This is a genomic window from Hydrogenophaga sp. PML113 (assembly GCF_001777155.1).
Taxonomy (GTDB): domain Bacteria; phylum Pseudomonadota; class Gammaproteobacteria; order Burkholderiales; family Burkholderiaceae_C; genus Hydrogenophaga; species Hydrogenophaga borbori.
In genome coordinates, this window is sequence record NZ_MIYM01000002.1 from 41,725 (window position 1) to 57,361 (window position 15,637).

Consider the following 15,637-nt stretch of genomic DNA (forward strand, 5'->3'; position numbering starts at 1 on the left):
GTGTTGCTCATGAAGCGATGAGCGCGTCCAGCGCGCCCGGGGCCACGTGGGCCTGCAGGGTGTCGGCCAGGCCCTCGAACACCGTTTCCAGCGTGGGGACGCGGGCACCGAACAGGGCCTGAAGCACGCGATCGTCCTCGAACAGGCCGTGCAGGTACAGGCCCAGCACGTTGCCTTCGCGGTTTTGCCAGGCCAGGCCGGGCATGGCCTCGTGCGCCGTCTGTCCGGCGGCCTGCAGGGCCGGGTGCGGCGCGGTCTGGCCGTGGTGGATTTCGTAGCCGCGCACCGGCACGCCCGAGAGCGCGGACCAGGGCCCGTGCAGCGCGCCGAAGCGCGCCTCGGTGCGGCGCACGGTCTTGTCGCGCTCGAAGGTGGTGACCAGCGGCAGCAGGCCCAGGCCGGGCGCGTTGCCGTCGATGCCTTCGGTGTCGATGAGCGCCTCGCCCAGCACCTGCAGGCCGCCGCACACGCCCAGCACGCGGCCGCCGCGCGCGGCGTGCTCGGCCACCCAGCGGTCCAGGCCCTGCCCGCGCAGCCAGGCCAGGTCGGCCGCGGTGGCCTTGCTGCCGGGCAGCACGATCACGTCGGCCCCGGCGCCGTCGGCCGGCGAGCGCACCCATTGCAGGCGCACACCGGGCAGGTTCTTCAGCGGCTGGAACTCGTCGAGGTTGCTGATGCGCGGCCAGGCGATCACCGCGATGCGGGTGTGCACCTCGCCGGCGGCGCGCGAGCGGTCGTCGAAGACGCCGTCTTCCTCGGGCAGGCCGTGGTGCCACTGCATGGGGATCACGCCGACGGTGGGCACGCCGGTGAGCGTCTGCAGCCGCCGCGGCGCGGGATCAAGCAGGGCCTCGTCGCCTCGGAACTTGTTGAGCACGAAGCCGCGCAGGCGCGCGCGGTCGGCGCGCGGCAGCAGCGCCCAGGTGCCGTAGAGGTGGGCGAAGGCGCCGCCGCGGTCGATGTCGGTGACCAGCCAGCAGCGCGCCTCGGCCTCGCGCGCGATGCGCAGGTTCACGATGTCGTGGCGCATGAGGTTGATCTCGGCCGGCGAGCCCGCGCCCTCGATCACCACCACGTCGTTCTCGGCGCGCAGCGCGCGCAGCGACTCGGCCACCGCCGGCCAGGCCTTGGCGCCGCGCTGCGGCCAGGGCAGGCGCGTGATGGCCTCGTCGACCTGGCCCAGCAGCACGAACTGGCTGTGGGTGTCGGCCTCGGGCTTGAGCAGCACCGGGTTCATGCGCACGTCGGGCTCGGCGCGCGCGGCCAGGGCCTGGAAGTACTGCGCGCTGCCGATCTCGCCCCAGGCGCCGCCGGGCCCGGCCACCACGCGCGCGTTGTTGCTCATGTTCTGCGACTTGAACGGCGCCACCTTGAGGCCCTGGCGCGCGTAGTGGCGGCACAGGGCGGTGGCGATCCAGCTCTTGCCCGCCCCGCTGCTGGTGCCCAGCACCATCACGCAAACCGCTGTCATATCGGTACTCCCTGCTCCCGCGAGGCCTTGCGCGCGACGAACCGCCAGCGGGAGACACCGCGGAACCGGCTTGGCCGGGCCGCAGGTGTCGCCCCCTCGAGGGGGTCGCGCGAAGCGCGGCGGGGGTGATTCATTGTTGGCGGGCGCGCAGGCCCAGCTTGTCCAGCAGCGCCTGGTCGGCCGCCACGTCGGGGTTGCCGGTGGTGAGCAGCTTGTCGCCGTAGAAGATGCTGTTGGCCCCGGCCAGGAAGCACAGGGCCTGCACGGCCTCGCCCATCTGCTGGCGCCCGGCCGACAGGCGCACCCGCGCGCGCGGCATGGTGATGCGCGCCACCGCGATGGTGCGCACGAACTCCAGCGGGTCGAGGTCGGGCTGATCGGCCAGCGGCGTGCCGGCCACCTTCACCAGGTGGTTGATGGGCACCGACTCGGGGTAATCGGGCGACAGGTTGGCCAGCTGCGCGACCAGGCCGGCGCGCTGGCGGCGCGACTCGCCCAGGCCCACGATGCCGCCGCAGCAGACCTTCACGCCCGCGCCGCGCACGCGCTGCAGGGTGTCCAGGCGGTCCTGGTAGTCGCGCGTGGAGATGATGTCGCCGTAGAAGTCGGGGTCGCTGTCGAGGTTGTGGTTGTAGTAGTCCAGGCCCGCGTCGCGCAGCTGCTCGGCGTGGCCCTCGTCCAGCATGCCCAGGGTGGCGCAGGCCTCCAGGCCCTCGGCCTTGACGGCGCGCACCAGTTCGGCCACGGCCTGCACGTCGCGGTCCTTGGGTGCGCGCCAGGCCGCGCCCATGCAGAAGCGCGTGGCGCCGGCGGCCTTGGCGCGTTGCGCGGCCTCGCGCACGGCGTCCACGGCCATCAGCTTGCCGGCCTGCACGCCGGTGTCGAAGTGCACCGACTGCGGGCAGTAGCCGCAGTCTTCCGGGCAGCCACCGGTCTTGACGGACAGCAGCGTGGCCAACTCCACCTCGCGCGGGTCGTGGTGCTCGCGGTGCACGCTCTGGGCGCGGTGCATGAGGTCGGCGAAGGGCAGATCGAACAGGGCCTCGATGACCTCGACGCTCCAGCGCTCGGTGGACGGCGCGGACGGCGCCGCGCCGGGGCGCGGCATGAGGCGGATGGTCTGTTCGGTGGTGTCTTGCATGGTGGGTTTCTCTCAAACGCTCTCGGGGCGGTGGCGGGGGCCGTCACCGCGGGGAATTGTCGCCGCCGCGCCCGCGCGGCCAGGCGGCGCGCAGGGCGGCTTGATCCTCGGGTGAACGCACCCCCAGGCGCACGTGGCCCGGCAGGCCGAAGGAGGTGGCGTCGCGCAGCTTCACGCCGCGCTCGCGGCGCAGCGCGGGCAACGCGTCGGTGTCGCGCGGCGCCGGCAGTCGGGCGACGAAGTAGTTGGCCTCGCTGGGCAGCACGGTCCAGCCCAGCGATTCGCAGAGCGCGATCTGCCGGGCCTTCCAGTCGCGCAGCGTGTCCAGGCTGTCGGCCAGCCAGCACTGGGTGTCGGGCGCGGCCCAGGCCATCAGCATGGCCTCGGCGTGCGCGCCCAGCGGCCAGGACGGCGCCAGGGCCTCCAGCTCGGCCACCGCCTGGCGCGCGGCCAGCGGGGCGATGGCGTAAGCGCCGCGCACGCCCGTGAGGCCCAGGGCCTTGTTGGGCGAGACCAGGCGCCACACGCGGTCCAGCGCGGCGCCCTCCAGCGAGGGCGCGCCGCTCAGGCGCAGCGGCGCGTAGGCCTGGTCGAGCACCAGGGCCTGCTCGACCCGCAGGCCGGCCAGCCGTTCGGCCAGGCCGGCCTCGGCCTGGCCCAGCGGCGACGAGGGCTCGCAGGCCCAGAGCAGCCGCGCCCTGCCCGCTTCCGGTGTGCGCGCCAGGCCCCAGGCCTGGGCGGCGCGGGAGAGGTCGCCGTAGTGGTGCGGCGGCAGCCACACGCAGGCGCCCGCCGTTCGCGCGGCCCAGGCCGAGAAGCGCTGGATGCCCTCGCTCGCGCTGGCCAGCAGCAGCAGCCGCTCGGGGGCCACGCGGTGGAAGTCGGCCAGCGCGGCCTTCAGGCGCGTGCTGGCGGGATCGGGGTAGCGCGAGGCGTCGGCCCGCGCGATGGCCAGCAGCGCCAGGGGACAGGGCCCGAGGGCGTTGGCGTTGGTGGAGAAGTCGTGCGCGGGCGCGCCCAGCGCGTCGGGTCCACCATGCGCGGCGGGTGTTGCGAGGCTCATGCCCAGGGGCTCCATTCGAACAAGGCCCACAGCAGCGCGAGCGCCACCAGCCCGGCCAGCGCGCGGCCGGCGCGGCGCAGCGCGCGCCGGGTGTCGGCGGCCTCGGGCCCGCGCCCGTCGGCGTTGAGCGCGTACACGCCGGGCTTGCGCAGCCGCACGCCCAGGGCCAGCGCCATGGCCGCCATGGGCCAGCCGCTGTTGGGCGATGGCGTGCGGGCGGCCTCGCCCGCCAGCGCCGGCCACAGGCGCAGCGGGCTCAGCAGCAGGGCCGTGAGGCGCGCCGGCAGCCAGGACAGCGCGTCGTCCGCGCGCGCGGCCCACTTGCCGGCCCAGGTCCAGTCGCGGCCCTGGCGCTCGCCGCGGTAGCCCCACATGGCGTCGGCGGTGTTGGCGAAGCGGTAGAGCGCGGCGCCCGGCAGGCCCGCCAGCGCGAACCAGAACAGCGGCGCGACCACCGAGTCGTTCAGGTTCTCGGCCAGCGACTCGATCGCGCTTTCGCGCACCTGCGAGGCGTCGAGCGTGGTGACGTCGCGGCTCACCAGCCAGGCCAGGCGCGCGCGGCCGGCGGCCAGCGATTCGCCCAGGGCGCCCTCCACCGCCGCCACCTCGTCGCGCAGCATGCGCCACGACAGCAGGGGCTTGAGCAGCGCGCCCAGCGCCAGCGCCTGCGCCCAAGCCGCCCAGCCAGCCACCAGCCGGTTCAGCGCGAGCGTCAGGGCCAACACCCCCAGCGCGCCCAGGCACCAGGCCAGCGCGCCGCCGACGAAGGCCCGCGCCGGCCGGGGCGGCGCGCCCACCCGCGGCGCCATGCGCCGGCCCATGAAGCCGAGGTAGTGCCCCATGCCCACCACCGGGTGCCAGCGCGCGGGCGGCTCGCCCAGCGCGCGGTCCAGCGCCAGCGCCAGCAGCAGCGCCAGGGGAATGACCAGCGCGGGAAACGGGCCGAACACCACCATCACCCGGCGCCCTCCGCGCGCGCCCTCATGCCTCGCTCGCCGCCAGCGGGGCGGGCAGCCGCGCCAGCAATCCGCCGCGCAGCCGCTCGGGCCGGGCCTGGCGGGGCAGTTGACCGTCGGCGGTGGCGGCGTGCAGGGCGGCGCACTGCAGCACCTGGCGCGCGGTCTCGGCGTCGGGCGCCAGGTCGCCGAACAGGTAGCTCGCCTTGCCGGGTGCCTGCAGGGCCACGGTGCAGGCGCGCGAGCAGCCACCGAGGCAGGCCACGCCGCGCACGCGCACGCTGGCCATGGCGCTCGCGGGCCCGTCCGCCTGGGCCCAGCACACGGCGTCCAGCAGCTCTTCGCCCGCGGCGAGCCCCTCGCGCGACGCGCCGGGCGGGCGGCAGGTGGTGCAGACGATGAGTTCGGTGGTGGTGGTCATTCGGCGCGCTTCATCAGTCCTCGATGCCACGCTGCGCCGGCACGCCGGCCTGGAAGTGGTGCTTGACCAGCGCCATCTCGGTCACCGTGTCGGCCAGCTCCACCAGCTCGGCCGGCGCGCCGCGCCCGGTCAGCACCACGTGCACCGCGGCCGGGCGCTCGCGCAGGCAGGTCAGCACCGCGTCCAGCGGCACCCAGCCGTAGCGCAGCGGGTACATGATTTCGTCGAGCACCACCATGAAAAGCTCGCCCGAGCGGATGCTGGCTTCGGCCTTGGCCCAGCCCGCGCGCGCGAGCTCGGCCGAGTGCTCCAGGTCTCGGCTCTTCCAGCTGAAGCCGTCGCCCAGGCCTTCGATGGGAACGCCCAGCTGCTCGAACAGCCGGTGCTCGCCGAAGCGCGCCGACGGCACCTTCATGAACTGGTACACCTTCACCGCCTTGCCGCGCCCGTGCGCGCGCAGCGCCAGGCCGAAGGCGGCCGTGCTCTTGCCCTTGCCGTTGCCGGTGTGCACGATGACCAGGCCCCGGCGTTCGCCTTGCGGCTTGGGGGTGTCGCGGTCGACGGGGGGGGCTTCGATCTGCATCGGCTTCTCCAGGAAACAATCAACGGGGCAAGGCCACCCACTGGTCGCCCAGCGGGTGGATGGCGATGCGCTGGTCGAACACGGCTTCCAGCGCGCGGTGGGTGGCGGCGGCGTCGCAGGCGCCCTGGTGGCGCACGCGGCCGGCGGCCACGATCACCATCTGGTCGGCGTGCAGGGCCACGCCGATTTCGTGCAGCACGCTCACCACGGTCTTGCCCTGGGCCACGAGACCGCGCACGAGCTGCATCCAGTCGGCCTGGTGCGGCGGGTCCAGGTTGGCCAGGGGCTCGTCCATGAGCAGCACGTCGGCGTTCACCGCCAGCAGGCGCGCCAGCAGCACGCGCTGGCGCTCGCCGCCGGACAGCGCGCCGAGCGCGCGCTCGCGCCAGTCCCAGGCCTGGGTGGCGCGCAGGGACTGCTCCACGGCGGCGCAGTCGGCCTCGGACGGCGCGGCCAGCCAGGGCTGGTGCGGCAGGCGGCCGAGCATGGCCACGTCCCACACGCTCAGGTCCTCGGCGCCGGTTTCGCCCTGCCCCAGCCAGGCCAGGCGGCGGGCGCGTTCTCGGCCGCGCCAGCTGGCGAAAGGCCGGCCCAGCAGCTCGGCCTGGCCGCTGTGCGGCAGCAGCCCGGCCAGGGCCTTGAGCAGGGTCGATTTGCCCGCGCCGTTGGGGCCGACCACGCTGGTCCAGCGCCCGGCGGGCAGGCTCAGCTCAATGCCATGCAGGACCTCGACGCCGCCCAGCGACACGCCGATGTTTTTGGCTTGCAGCGCGGCGCTCACACCATCCGGCGCCCGGCCGCCCCAAGCCGGATCAGCCCCCTCGGGGGGCAGCGACCCGCGCAGCGGTGGAGCGAGGGGGCTCACAGCCCTCCCCCCGGCCGGCGGCGCCGGTGCATCAGCCACAGCAGGTAGCTGCCGCCCAGCACCGCGGTGAGCACGCCCACGGGCAGTTCCTGCGGCGCGATAACCCAGCGCGCGAGCACGTCGGCCGCCATCAGCAGCAGCCCGCCCATGAAGGCGCTCAACACCACCAGGCGCGCGTGCGTGGTCTTGACCAGCGAGCGCACCAGGTGCGGCGCGGCCAGGCCCACGAAGGCAATCAGGCCGGTCTGCGCCACGGCCGCGCCGGTGGCCAGGGCCAGCACGGCCACCAGCACCACGCGCACGGCGCCCAGCGGCAGGCCCAGGCTCAGGGCCGTGGCCTCGCCCAGGGCCAGGCCGTCCAGCACGCGGCCCAGCGCGGCGGACACCCCCAGCGCCAGCAGCAGCATGGCCGCCATCACGCCGCAGGCGGACCAGCCCACGAAGCCCGTGCTGCCCAGCATGAAACCCTGCATGGCCTGCAGCACGTCGGGCTCGGCGATGGTGATGAGGTCGCGCGCCGCACCCAGCACCACGCCCACGATGACGCCGGCCAGCAGCAGGCGCAGCGTCTGTTGAACGCCCTTGGCCAGCATGAGCGTGAGCGCCACGCCCAGCACCGCGCCCAGGAAGGCCGCGCCGGTGAGGCCCAGTCGCACCAGCCAGGGCGTGGCCAGGGTGGAGGCGCCGAACAGCGCGAGCGCGATGGCCACGCCCAGCGCGGCGCCCGAGGCGCTGCCCAGCAGGTAGGGGTCGGCCAGCGGGTTGCGGAACAGGCCCTGCGCCACCGCGCCCGCCAGGCCCAGCAGCGCGCCCGCGACCCAGGCGCCCAGGGTGCGCGGCAGGCGGATGTCCCACAGGATCTGCCAGGCCACCGCGTCGTGGCGCGCGTTGAGCACGCTGTCGAAGCCGGTGCTGCCCACGCCCGCGCCCAGCAGCAACAGCAGCAGCGCCGCCAGCAGCAGAGCCCCCCCCAAGCCAGGGACACCGCGGAACCGGCTGTGCCGGGCCGCAGGTGTCGCCCCCCTGAGGGGGTCGCGCAAAGCGCGGCGGGGGTGGATCATTTCCCGCCTTTCTCGGCCATGCAGCGCGCCATGATGCGCGCCGCCTCGGCCATGCGCGGGCCGGGGCGCACCAGCACGTCGGATTCGTCGGCGCTGAACACGCAGACGCGGCCTTCGCGCAAGGCGCGCATGCCCTGCCAGCCGGGGCGCTGCGCCAGGCCGGCGACGTTGCGCTGGCCGATCATGATCAGGTCCGGGTTGGCGCGCACCACGTACTCGGGGTTGATGCGCGGGAACGGGCCCAGCTCGCGCCCCACGATGTTGCGCGCGCCCAGGCGGTCCATGAGCTCGCCGATGAAGGAGCCCGGCCCGGCCGCGTAGCCGCCGGTGCTGACCTCGTAGTACACGCGCAGGCCGCGCGCCGGCGGCGGCAGCGAGGACGCCGCCGCCGACACGCCGGCGTCGATGGCGCGCCAGACGCGCTCGGCGTCGGGCACCTCCAGCACCTGGCCCAGCACGCCCATCACGCGCTGCGCGCCGGCCGCGGTGCGCGGCTCCAGGGCCAGCACCTTGAGGCCGAAGGACTCCAGGCGCGGCACGCCGCGCGAGGACGTGGCCGCCAGCACCAGGTCGGGCCGCAGCGCGACGATGGCCTCGATGTTCGGGTCGATGCCGCCCCCCGTTTGCGGCAGCGCGCGCACCGAGGCCGGGTAGTTGGAGTAGCGGTCCACGCCCACCAGGCGGTGGCATTGGCCCAGCTCGCACACGGTTTCGGTGAGCGAGGGCAGCAGCGAGACGATGCGCTGCGGCGAGCGCGGCAGGCTCACGGCCACGCCGCGGTCGTCGACGACCCGGATCTCGCTGGCGTGCGCCGGGGCAGCGGCGCTGGCCAGGGCCAGCCACAGGGCCAGCAGCAAGGGCAAGGCGAGACGCTTCATCGCGGGGCTTTCAAGGTCAGCGGCAGGCCCGCCGCCATCAGGGTCACGCGTTCGCAGGCGCCGGCCACCGCCTGGTTCAGGCGACCCAATGCGTCCACGAAGGCGCGGGTCTCGCGGCCCAGAGGGATCACGCCCAGGCCGATCTCGTTGCCCACCAGCACCACGGGGCCGCGCGCGCCCGCGATGGCGTCCAGCAGGGCCTGCGTGGGCGCCTGGGGGTCGGCGGCCCCGCCCTGGGCCGGCATCAGCAGGTTGGTCAGCCACAGGGTGAGGCAGTCCACCACCACCAAGGTGTCGGGCGACGCGTGTTCACCCAGTGCCTCGGCCAGCGCCAGCGGCGCCTCCACCGTGGCCATGCCGGGCACGCGCTCGGCGCGCTCCCGCTGGTGCTGCGCGATGCGCGCGCGCATCTCCTCGTCCCAGGGCTGGCCGGTGGCGATCAGCACGGCGCCGCGGCCGGCGCCGGCGTCCAGCCACCGGCGCGCCAGCGATTCGGCGCGGCGCGACTTGCCGCTGCGCTGGCCGCCGAGGATGAATTCGCTGCGGGCGATGGTCTCAGCCATGGCGCGCGCTCCAGTCCATCACGAGACGGTGCAGCCGCTCCACGCCGTCGGTGAGCGCGGCCGGGCCGGGCTGCAGGATGTCGGCCGACTTGATCTCGTGCAGTTCGCCGTCGCGCACGGCGGGCACGGCCTGCCAGCCGGGCCGAGCGGCCACGCGCTCGGGCCGGAACTTCTTGCCGCACCAGGAGCCGACGACCATGTCGGGCGCGCGATCGACGATGCGCTGGGGCTCGCCGATGATGCGGTCCTTGCCCAGCGGCATGAGGGCCAGTTCGGGAAAACAGTCGTCGCCGCCGGCGATGCCGACCAGCTCCGACACCCAGCGGATGCCGCTGATGCAGGGCTCGTCCCACTCCTCGAAGTACACGCGCGGTCGGCTCGGCAGGGCGCGCCCCGCCTCGGCGATGGCCGCCAGCCGCGCCCGGGTGCGCGCAATCCAGGCCAGGCCCTGCTCGGCCTGGCCCACCACCGCGGCCACCTGGTAGAGCATGTCGAAGATCTGCGCCACGCTGCGCTGGTTGAAGACGGTGACCTGCACACCCGCGCGGATCAGCGCCGAGGCGATGTCGGCCTGCAGGTCGGAAAAGCCGAACACGCAGTCGGGCTCCAGCGCCAGGATCTTGTCGATCTTGGCGTTCAGGAAGGCGCTGACCTTGGGCTTTTCCTCGCGCGCGCGGCGCGGGCGCACGGTGTAGCCCGAGATGCCCACGATGCGCGCCTCCTGCCCCAGCAGGTAGAGCCATTCGGTGGTTTCTTCGGTGAGGCAGACGATGCGCTGCGGGCCGAGCGTGGCGGTGGTCACAGGAACACCTCCGCGCGGCTCGCAGCGCTGCGAGCCCCTTCGGGCGGTCGGGCGGTGTTCATGCAGAAGCCTCCGGCAGGAACAGCGAGGCGGTGGCCGCCGGGCTGGAAGGGAACCAGGCGTGGAAGTAGCTCGCGCGCAGGCCACCGGCCTGGTACAGGGCCTCGCCCGCGCCGCCGCGCTGGGGCACCGTGCGGCCGATCGGCGTGAGCGGCGATTCGGTGCGCGAGTGGTGGAAGGTGTGGCCGCGCAGCGCGCCGGCCGGCAGGTCCAGCCGCTGCGGCCCGAGCGCGACCAGGCGCGGCTGCATCGCGGCCTGTCCGGGCAGCAGGCCCCACATCGCATGGGCGCCGCCCTCGTGCGTGCGCAGTTCGTCCATGAGCAACAGCATGCCACCGCACTCCGCCCACACCGGCCGGCCCGCTTGCAGGTGCGCGGCCAGGCCGGCGCGGCAGCGCTGGCTCGCGGCCAGTTCGGCCGCGTGCAGTTCGGGGTAGCCGCCGGGCAGCCAGACGGCGTCGCAGGGCGGCAAGGGCTCGTCGGCCAGCGGCGAGAAGAAGGCCAGCTCGGCGCCCAGCCCGCGCAGCGTGTCCAGGTTGGCCGGGTAGATGAAGCAGAAGGCCGCGTCGCGCGCGACGGCGACGGTGCGGCCGGCCAGCGGGCGGCCCGGGTCGGGGCGCGGCGCGGGGGCCTCGAAGGAGACGGTCCAGCGCGCCAGCGCGGCGCGGTCCATGCCGCCCAGGGGCGTGGCCGCCAGCGCGTCGGCGGCGGCGTCGAGCCGGGCCAGGGCGTCGGGCAGTTCGGACGCGACGGTCAGGCCCAGGTGGCGCTCGGGCAGCGAGAAGGCGGCGTCGCGGTTCACCGCGCCCAGCCAGCTGTCGCGGTCCTCGCCCAGGGCGTCCTGCAGCAGCTGGGCATGGCGCTCGCCCGCCACGCGGTTGGCCAGCACGCCGGCCCAGGGCAGGCCGGCGCGAAAGTGGCGCAGGCCGAAGGCCAGGGCGCCGAAGGTGCCGGCCATGGCCGAGGCGTCGATCACCGCCAACACCGGCAGGCCGAAGCGCCGCGCGAGCTCGGCCGCGCTGGGCTCGCCGTCGAACAGGCCCATCACGCCCTCGACCACGATCAGGTCGGCCTGCCCCGCCGCCTCGTGCAGGCGGGCGCGGGCGTCGTCCTCGCCGGTCATCCAGAGGTCCAGGTTGTGCACCGGGTGGCCGCTGGCCAGCGCGAGCCAGTGCGGGTCCAGGAAATCGGGCCCGCACTTGAAGGCGCGCACGCGCCGCCCGGCGCGCGCGTGCAGCCGCGCCACGGCCGCGGCCACGGTGGTCTTGCCCTGGCCCGAGGCCGGGGCCGCCACGAGGATGGCCGCTGCCTGGTGCCTCATCGCTGGGGCGCCCACTGCAGGGTGAGGTAGGCCGCGCGGCCCGGCTGGTTGTAGCCGTTGGCGGTCTGGTAGTCCTTGTCGCCCACGTTGTTCAGGCGCAGGGCGAGCGACCAGTCTTTGTTGATGGCGTAGCGCGTGTACAGGTCCAGCGTGCCGAAGCCGGGCAGGCGGATGGTGTTGGCGGCGTTCTCGAACCGCTCCCCCACCAACTGCAGCGAGGCGCCCCAACGCCAGGCGCCGAAGCGGTGGTCCAGGCCGGCGCTGAGGGTCTCGTCGGCGCGGCGCTGCAGCTTCTGGCGCGTGCGGACGTTGCGGGCGTCGAGCAGCTCCAGCTGCGTGAACCACGACCAGGCCCCGGCCTCGCCGGTGTAGCCCAGCGACCAGCCCTGCATGCGCGCCTGCGGCACGTTGGCCACCGCTGGCTGCAGGGTGATGAAGCCGCGCACGCGGTTGTCGAAGCGGGTCAGCTTCACCTCGTGCAGGCCCTGGGTGTAGGTCAGGCCGATCTCGCTGTTCTTGCCGCGCTCGGGCTGCGTGGTCGGGTTGCCGGTGAAGAACGGCGACACGTAGTACAGCGTGTTGAACGACGGCATCTTGAACGAGGTGCCGTAGGCGATGTGCGGGCGCCAGTTCGGCGTGAGCTGGTAGCCGTAGCTGGCGAAGCCGGTGGTGGCGCCGCCGAACTGCGAGTTCTGATCGCGCCGCAGGTTGGCCTGCCACAGGTGCTGGCCGACGCCGCCGGTCAGGCCCAGGAAGACGGCGTCGGTGGTGCGCGAGTTCACCGCGTAGGCCTGCGTGCCCGACACCGCTTCCTTGATCGACTCCGCGCCCACGAGCAGCGTGCCGAGGCGGGTGCTCCAGTCGTGCTGCAGCGTGATCTGGGTCTGCGAGGTGTCGAACACCGAGGGCGCGCCGGGGGCGCCGAAGCTGTCGGTGTCGTCGTCGCTGCGCGAGACGTTCAGGCGCGTGCGCGAGTCGGTGGACCATTGGCGCTCCAGGCCCCAGCCGAGCACGCGCGTCGTCGCCTTGGAACGGGCATCGAAGGTCCCTGGCCCCTGATCGAAGCGGCTGACGCCGTCGGCCTGGGTGAAGTTCAGGTCGGTGGACCAGCCTTCGCCGAGGCGCCAGCGCAGCGAGCCCGAGACGCTGTCCTGCTTTACGCCATCGCGGTCGGGGTTGTAGTTGGCGCCGATGCGCGGGTTGGTGGAGGAGAAGCCGTCTTCGCTCAGGGAACTCAGGCCCAGGCTGTAGGTGAAGCTGTCGGTGCCGCCGCGCAGGCCGGCGGCCAGCTCGCGGTGCCCTTCGCTGCCGACGGTGATCCGGGCGTCGGGGTGGAAGCCCTTGACGCCGCCCTTGGTGAAGATCTGCACCACGCCGCCCACGGCGTCGCTGCCGTAGAGCGCCGAGGCCGGGCCTTTGAGCACCTCGATGCGGTCGATCAGGCCGAGCGGGATGTTGTCCCAGTTGGGCGTGCCGGACGTGGACGAGCCGTAGCGCACACCGTCGACCAGCAGCAGCACATGGCGCGTTTCGGTGCCGCGCACGAACAGGCCGGTCTGCTTGCCGCGGCCGCCGTTGGCGCTCATCTGCAGGCCGGCCTGGCGCACCAGCACCTCGGACAGCGTGCGGCCGGCGGCCTGCTCGAGGGCCTGGGCGTCGATGACGACAACGTCGCTGAGCAGCTCATCGCTGCGGGTCTCGACCCTCGTGGCGGTGACCACGGTTTCCTTGAGGGTGGCGTCGGGAGCGGTCTGGGCGTGGGACGCGGACACGCCGAAGGCGGCCAGCAGGGCCAGCGGGAGCGCGGCCTGGGGCGCGCGCGGGGCGGGGATTTTCATGGTGAACAAGCGGTGGCACGCCCTCACCGCCTTCCCCGACGGTGCATGGGCATCACGGCGGCACGCCCAAAGACGCACCGCCACCTCGCTGGCCGGTATCCGGGCTGGCAGACCAACCACCCTCGCCTTCCCAGCCGGCGCGCGGGGCGCCGGCCAGTGGCGGTGTGAGGGTGGCAGAGCATCCGGCGGCTTGGGGCCGCCGGCCATCTCGTCTGCTTACCGTTGCGGGGGCAGCGCAGGTTAGGTTCGCCGCCGCTGGCAGCGCGCCCTCCTGCTTCCCGTTTAACCGCGGCGCGTGAACCACGCCGCGAGCACCAACGCCCGTGATTCTAAGCAAAGCCTTTGGTGACGCCTACAATGCCCCACGCCCTTCGCCACGCAAAGACCATGGCCGCGCCCTCGCCCATCGACCAGATCACCGACAAGGTGGAGCGGCTGTTGCTGCGCCACGAGGAGCTGCAACGCACCAATGCCTTGCTCGTCGAGCAGGTGCATGCGCTGCAGGCCGAGCGCGACTCGCTCAAGTCGCGCCTGATGGCGGCGCGCGCGCGCATCGACGCGCTGCTGGAGCGGCTGCCCGGCGCCAGCGCCGAAGAACGCAAGGAGCGCACATGAACCGGCCCGGCTTCAAGCAGATCGAGGTGCAGATCATGGGACAGAGCTACCTGCTGTCCTGCCCCGACGGTGGCGAGACCGCGCTGCTCGACGCCGTGGAGCGCGTGGACACCGCCATGTGCCGCATCCGCGACGCGGGCAAGGTCAAGGCGCGCGACCGCATCGCCGTGCTGGCCTCGCTGAACCTGGCGTTCGAGCTGTCGCAACTGGAGCGCAAGGAGGCCGAGCGCGAGGCCGAGCAGCAGCAGTTCCAGGCCTCGTCCTTCGCGCAGGCCGAAGGCAGCGCCTTCGCCGAGGCCGGTGGCAGCTTCGAGCAGGACGCCATCGATCCGCAGACGCTCTCGCGCGTCGAAGACCTCATGCGCCGGCTCGATCAGACGCTCGACAAGGACGGCCGGCTGCTCTGACGAACGCCGCGTGAATCCGCCGCCGCCCATCAGCGCGCGCGGCCACACCGACCGATGGTCCGCAGGGCTTTCCCGGTGCTTCTAGAATCAACCCTGTCTGCAGTGTGTGCCGGGTTCTCATGTCCTTGAACCAATGCTCATTGAGCCCGGGCTTGGTACATTGCGCGGCTGGTGCGAGCGTCTCGCGTCAGACGAACCCGACGCCGCGCTGCCCTTGCCCACCTGAACCCCGGTTCAGGCCAACGACCCGGCGCTCACTTGCAGACACCTTTTCATGCCACTTGAACCCCTGTTGATCGCCGAGCTCGCGCTGCTCGGCGTGGGGACCGGATTCCTCGCGGGCCTGCTCGGCATCGGCGGCGGAATGCTGATGGTCCCGTTCATCACCCTCATCCTCAACGGCCGCGGCGTCGCGCCCGACCTGGCCGTCAAGATGGCCATCGCCACCTCGATGGCGACCATCATCTTCACCAGCATCTCCAGCGTGCGCGCGCACCACAAGCGCGGCGCCGTGCGCTGGGACATCGTGAAGCGGCTGGCACCGGGCATCGTGCTGGGCGCGGCGCTGGCCAGCCTGGGCGTGTTCGCGCTGCTCAAGGGCTCGTGGCTGGCGCTGTTCTTCTCGCTCTTCGTGGGCTTTTCGGCCACACAGATGCTGCTCGACCGCAAGCCCCAGCCGACGCGCACCATGCCGGGCACGGCCGGCCAGCTGGGTGCGGGCGGGGTCATCGGCTTTCTGTCCGGCCTGGTGGGCGCGGGCGGTGGCTTCGTCTCGGTGCCCTTCATGACCTGGTGCAACGTGCCCATCCACAACGCGGTGGCCACGAGCGCCGCGCTGGGCTTTCCGATCGCCTTGGCCAACGCACTGGGCTACGTGGTCTCGGGCCAGGGCGTGAGCGGGCTGCCGGCCGGTTCGGTGGGCTACATCTACGCGCCGGCGCTGGTGGTCATCGCCAGTGCCAGCGTGCTGATGGCACCGCTGGGCGTGCGGGCGGCGCACGCGCTGCCCATCGCCACGCTGCGGCGGGTGTTCGCGGGCATCCTGTACGCGCTCGCGGCGTACATGCTCTGGAAGGGCCTGGCCGCTTAAAGCGCGGTCGCGGCCACCACGATCCCGTCCTCGTCCGCGTAGAGCCAGTCCCCCGGGCGCACCCACACGCCCTGCACCCGCACGGCGACGTCGCGCTGCCCCTCGCCCCGACGCTGCGTCGGCAGCGGCACCGGCGCCAGCGCGCAGATGCCCACCTCGCTGCCGGCCAGCTCGGCCACGTCGCGCACGCAGCCGTCGATCACCACCCCCGCCCAGCCATTGCGCGCCGCCGCCGCGCCGAGGTTGCCGCCCAGCAGCGCACGGCGCAGCGAGCCGCCGCCGTCCACCACCAGCACCCGTCCCTCGCCCGCGCTTTCCACCGCCGCCTTCACCAGCGAGTTGTCCTCGAAGCACTGCACCGTGCTCACCGGCCCGTGGAAGCGGCGGCGCGCGCCGAAGTGCCGCCACACCGGCGGCAGCACCCGAAAGGCGCCGCTGTCGTCCGACTTGTGGGCGTCGCAAAGATCGCAGGTGGCGGGGGAAGGCGTGTTCATGGCGGGCT

17 protein-coding genes and 1 riboswitch are annotated in these 15,637 nt (G+C 73.7%); of the genes, 3 read left to right on the top strand and 14 right to left on the bottom strand.

Annotation, left to right across the window (positions count from 1 at the left end; genetic code table 11):
* Window positions 1-7 precede the first annotated feature (7 nt).
* The 13 genes from BHU06_RS03795 to BHU06_RS03855 all read right to left on the bottom strand — a co-directional run bounded on the left by BHU06_RS03795 (window position 8) and on the right by BHU06_RS03855 (window position 13,023).
* Window positions 8-1,471, bottom strand: a complete 1,464-nt coding sequence (locus tag BHU06_RS03795) for a cobyric acid synthase (RefSeq protein ID WP_070397825.1) — start codon at window positions 1,469-1,471, stop codon at window positions 8-10.
* Window positions 1,472-1,601: 130 nt separating this feature from the next.
* Window positions 1,602-2,579 (bottom strand): biotin synthase BioB, encoded by a 978-nt coding sequence (gene bioB, locus BHU06_RS03800; protein ID WP_070398230.1) that lies wholly within the window; start codon window positions 2,577-2,579, stop codon window positions 1,602-1,604.
* Between the two features lie 76 nt (window positions 2,580-2,655).
* Complete coding sequence (locus tag BHU06_RS03805; protein ID WP_139146940.1) at window positions 2,656-3,675, bottom strand: aminotransferase class I/II-fold pyridoxal phosphate-dependent enzyme; 1,020 nt, start codon at window positions 3,673-3,675, stop codon at window positions 2,656-2,658.
* Window positions 3,672-4,631, bottom strand: coding sequence for an adenosylcobinamide-phosphate synthase CbiB (gene cbiB, locus BHU06_RS03810; protein ID WP_070397827.1), 960 nt, complete (start codon window positions 4,629-4,631; stop codon window positions 3,672-3,674). The genes BHU06_RS03805 and cbiB overlap by 4 nt, the downstream gene beginning before the upstream one ends.
* Before the next feature lie 25 nt (window positions 4,632-4,656).
* On the bottom strand, window positions 4,657-5,052 hold the full coding sequence (locus tag BHU06_RS03815; protein WP_070397828.1) for a DUF1636 domain-containing protein: 396 nt from the start codon (window positions 5,050-5,052) through the stop codon (window positions 4,657-4,659).
* Window positions 5,053-5,065: 13 nt separating this feature from the next.
* A complete protein-coding gene (gene cobO / locus BHU06_RS03820) occupies window positions 5,066-5,635 on the bottom strand; it encodes a cob(I)yrinic acid a,c-diamide adenosyltransferase (RefSeq protein WP_070397829.1) in 570 nt (189 codons plus the stop codon).
* A 19-nt stretch (window positions 5,636-5,654) separates the two neighbouring features.
* On the bottom strand, window positions 5,655-6,416 hold the full coding sequence (locus tag BHU06_RS03825) for an ABC transporter ATP-binding protein (RefSeq protein ID WP_070397830.1): 762 nt from the start codon (window positions 6,414-6,416) through the stop codon (window positions 5,655-5,657).
* 80 nt (window positions 6,417-6,496) lie between these two features.
* A complete protein-coding gene (locus BHU06_RS03830; RefSeq protein ID WP_070397831.1) occupies window positions 6,497-7,474 on the bottom strand; it encodes an iron ABC transporter permease in 978 nt (325 codons plus the stop codon).
* Between the two features lie 83 nt (window positions 7,475-7,557).
* Window positions 7,558-8,439, bottom strand: coding sequence for an ABC transporter substrate-binding protein (locus tag BHU06_RS03835; protein ID WP_070397832.1), 882 nt, complete (start codon window positions 8,437-8,439; stop codon window positions 7,558-7,560).
* Window positions 8,436-9,002, bottom strand: coding sequence for a bifunctional adenosylcobinamide kinase/adenosylcobinamide-phosphate guanylyltransferase (cobU, locus tag BHU06_RS03840; protein WP_070397833.1), 567 nt, complete (start codon window positions 9,000-9,002; stop codon window positions 8,436-8,438). Before cobU ends, BHU06_RS03835 begins: the two co-directional genes overlap by 4 nt.
* Window positions 8,995-9,804, bottom strand: coding sequence for an ABC transporter substrate-binding protein (locus tag BHU06_RS03845; protein WP_070397834.1), 810 nt, complete (start codon window positions 9,802-9,804; stop codon window positions 8,995-8,997). Before BHU06_RS03845 ends, cobU begins: the two co-directional genes overlap by 8 nt.
* Window positions 9,805-9,862: 58 nt before the next feature.
* The gene (locus BHU06_RS03850) at window positions 9,863-11,185 is read right to left on the bottom strand and encodes a cobyrinate a,c-diamide synthase (RefSeq protein WP_070397835.1); all 1,323 of its coding nucleotides are present in this window, start codon (window positions 11,183-11,185) and stop codon (window positions 9,863-9,865) included.
* Window positions 11,182-13,023, bottom strand: coding sequence for a TonB-dependent receptor (locus tag BHU06_RS03855; RefSeq protein ID WP_139146941.1), 1,842 nt, complete (start codon window positions 13,021-13,023; stop codon window positions 11,182-11,184). The genes BHU06_RS03850 and BHU06_RS03855 overlap by 4 nt, the downstream gene beginning before the upstream one ends.
* 72 nt (window positions 13,024-13,095) lie before the next feature.
* A riboswitch (cobalamin riboswitch) is annotated at window positions 13,096-13,357 on the bottom strand.
* A gap of 53 nt (window positions 13,358-13,410) precedes the next feature.
* Between BHU06_RS03855 and BHU06_RS03860 the strand changes: the two genes are divergently transcribed.
* The 3 genes from BHU06_RS03860 to BHU06_RS03870 all read left to right on the top strand — a co-directional run bounded on the left by BHU06_RS03860 (window position 13,411) and on the right by BHU06_RS03870 (window position 15,135).
* Window positions 13,411-13,638 carry a DUF904 domain-containing protein gene (locus tag BHU06_RS03860; RefSeq protein WP_070397836.1) on the top strand — a complete coding sequence of 76 codons (228 nt, stop codon included), beginning with the start codon at window positions 13,411-13,413 and terminating at the stop codon, window positions 13,636-13,638.
* On the top strand, window positions 13,635-14,045 hold the full coding sequence (locus BHU06_RS03865) for a cell division protein ZapA (RefSeq protein ID WP_070397837.1): 411 nt from the start codon (window positions 13,635-13,637) through the stop codon (window positions 14,043-14,045). Before BHU06_RS03860 ends, BHU06_RS03865 begins: the two co-directional genes overlap by 4 nt.
* A gap of 274 nt (window positions 14,046-14,319) precedes the next feature.
* On the top strand, window positions 14,320-15,135 hold the full coding sequence (locus BHU06_RS03870) for a sulfite exporter TauE/SafE family protein (RefSeq protein WP_070397838.1): 816 nt from the start codon (window positions 14,320-14,322) through the stop codon (window positions 15,133-15,135).
* Here BHU06_RS03870 and rraA read toward each other — a convergent pair.
* Window positions 15,132-15,629, bottom strand: coding sequence for a ribonuclease E activity regulator RraA (rraA, locus tag BHU06_RS03875; RefSeq protein WP_070397839.1), 498 nt, complete (start codon window positions 15,627-15,629; stop codon window positions 15,132-15,134). The genes BHU06_RS03870 and rraA overlap by 4 nt on opposite strands.
* Between the last annotated feature and the right edge of the window lie 8 nt (window positions 15,630-15,637).

Excerpts from the sequence above, each read along its gene's own strand:
- BHU06_RS03795 (WP_070397825.1), bottom strand. The coding sequence starts at position 1,471 with ATGACAGCGGTTTGCGTGATGGTGCTGGGCACCAGCAGCGGGGCGGGC.
- bioB (WP_070398230.1), bottom strand. The coding sequence starts at position 2,579 with ATGCCGCGCCCCGGCGCGGCGCCGTCCGCGCCGTCCACCGAGCGCTGG.
- BHU06_RS03805 (WP_139146940.1), bottom strand. The coding sequence starts at position 3,675 with ATGAGCCTCGCAACACCCGCCGCGCATGGTGGACCCGACGCGCTGGGC.
- cbiB (WP_070397827.1), bottom strand. The coding sequence starts at position 4,631 with ATGGTGGTGTTCGGCCCGTTTCCCGCGCTGGTCATTCCCCTGGCGCTG.
- BHU06_RS03815 (WP_070397828.1), bottom strand. The coding sequence starts at position 5,052 with ATGACCACCACCACCGAACTCATCGTCTGCACCACCTGCCGCCCGCCC.
- cobO (WP_070397829.1), bottom strand. The coding sequence starts at position 5,635 with ATGCAGATCGAAGCCCCCCCCGTCGACCGCGACACCCCCAAGCCGCAA.
- BHU06_RS03835 (WP_070397832.1), bottom strand. The coding sequence starts at position 8,439 with ATGAAGCGTCTCGCCTTGCCCTTGCTGCTGGCCCTGTGGCTGGCCCTG.
- cobU (WP_070397833.1), bottom strand. The coding sequence starts at position 9,002 with ATGGCTGAGACCATCGCCCGCAGCGAATTCATCCTCGGCGGCCAGCGC.
- BHU06_RS03850 (WP_070397835.1), bottom strand. The coding sequence starts at position 11,185 with ATGAGGCACCAGGCAGCGGCCATCCTCGTGGCGGCCCCGGCCTCGGGC.
- BHU06_RS03855 (WP_139146941.1), bottom strand. The coding sequence starts at position 13,023 with ATGAAAATCCCCGCCCCGCGCGCGCCCCAGGCCGCGCTCCCGCTGGCC.
- BHU06_RS03860 (WP_070397836.1), top strand. The coding sequence starts at position 13,411 with ATGGCCGCGCCCTCGCCCATCGACCAGATCACCGACAAGGTGGAGCGG.
- BHU06_RS03865 (WP_070397837.1), top strand. The coding sequence starts at position 13,635 with ATGAACCGGCCCGGCTTCAAGCAGATCGAGGTGCAGATCATGGGACAG.
- BHU06_RS03870 (WP_070397838.1), top strand. The coding sequence starts at position 14,320 with ATGCCACTTGAACCCCTGTTGATCGCCGAGCTCGCGCTGCTCGGCGTG.
- rraA (WP_070397839.1), bottom strand. The coding sequence starts at position 15,629 with ATGAACACGCCTTCCCCCGCCACCTGCGATCTTTGCGACGCCCACAAG.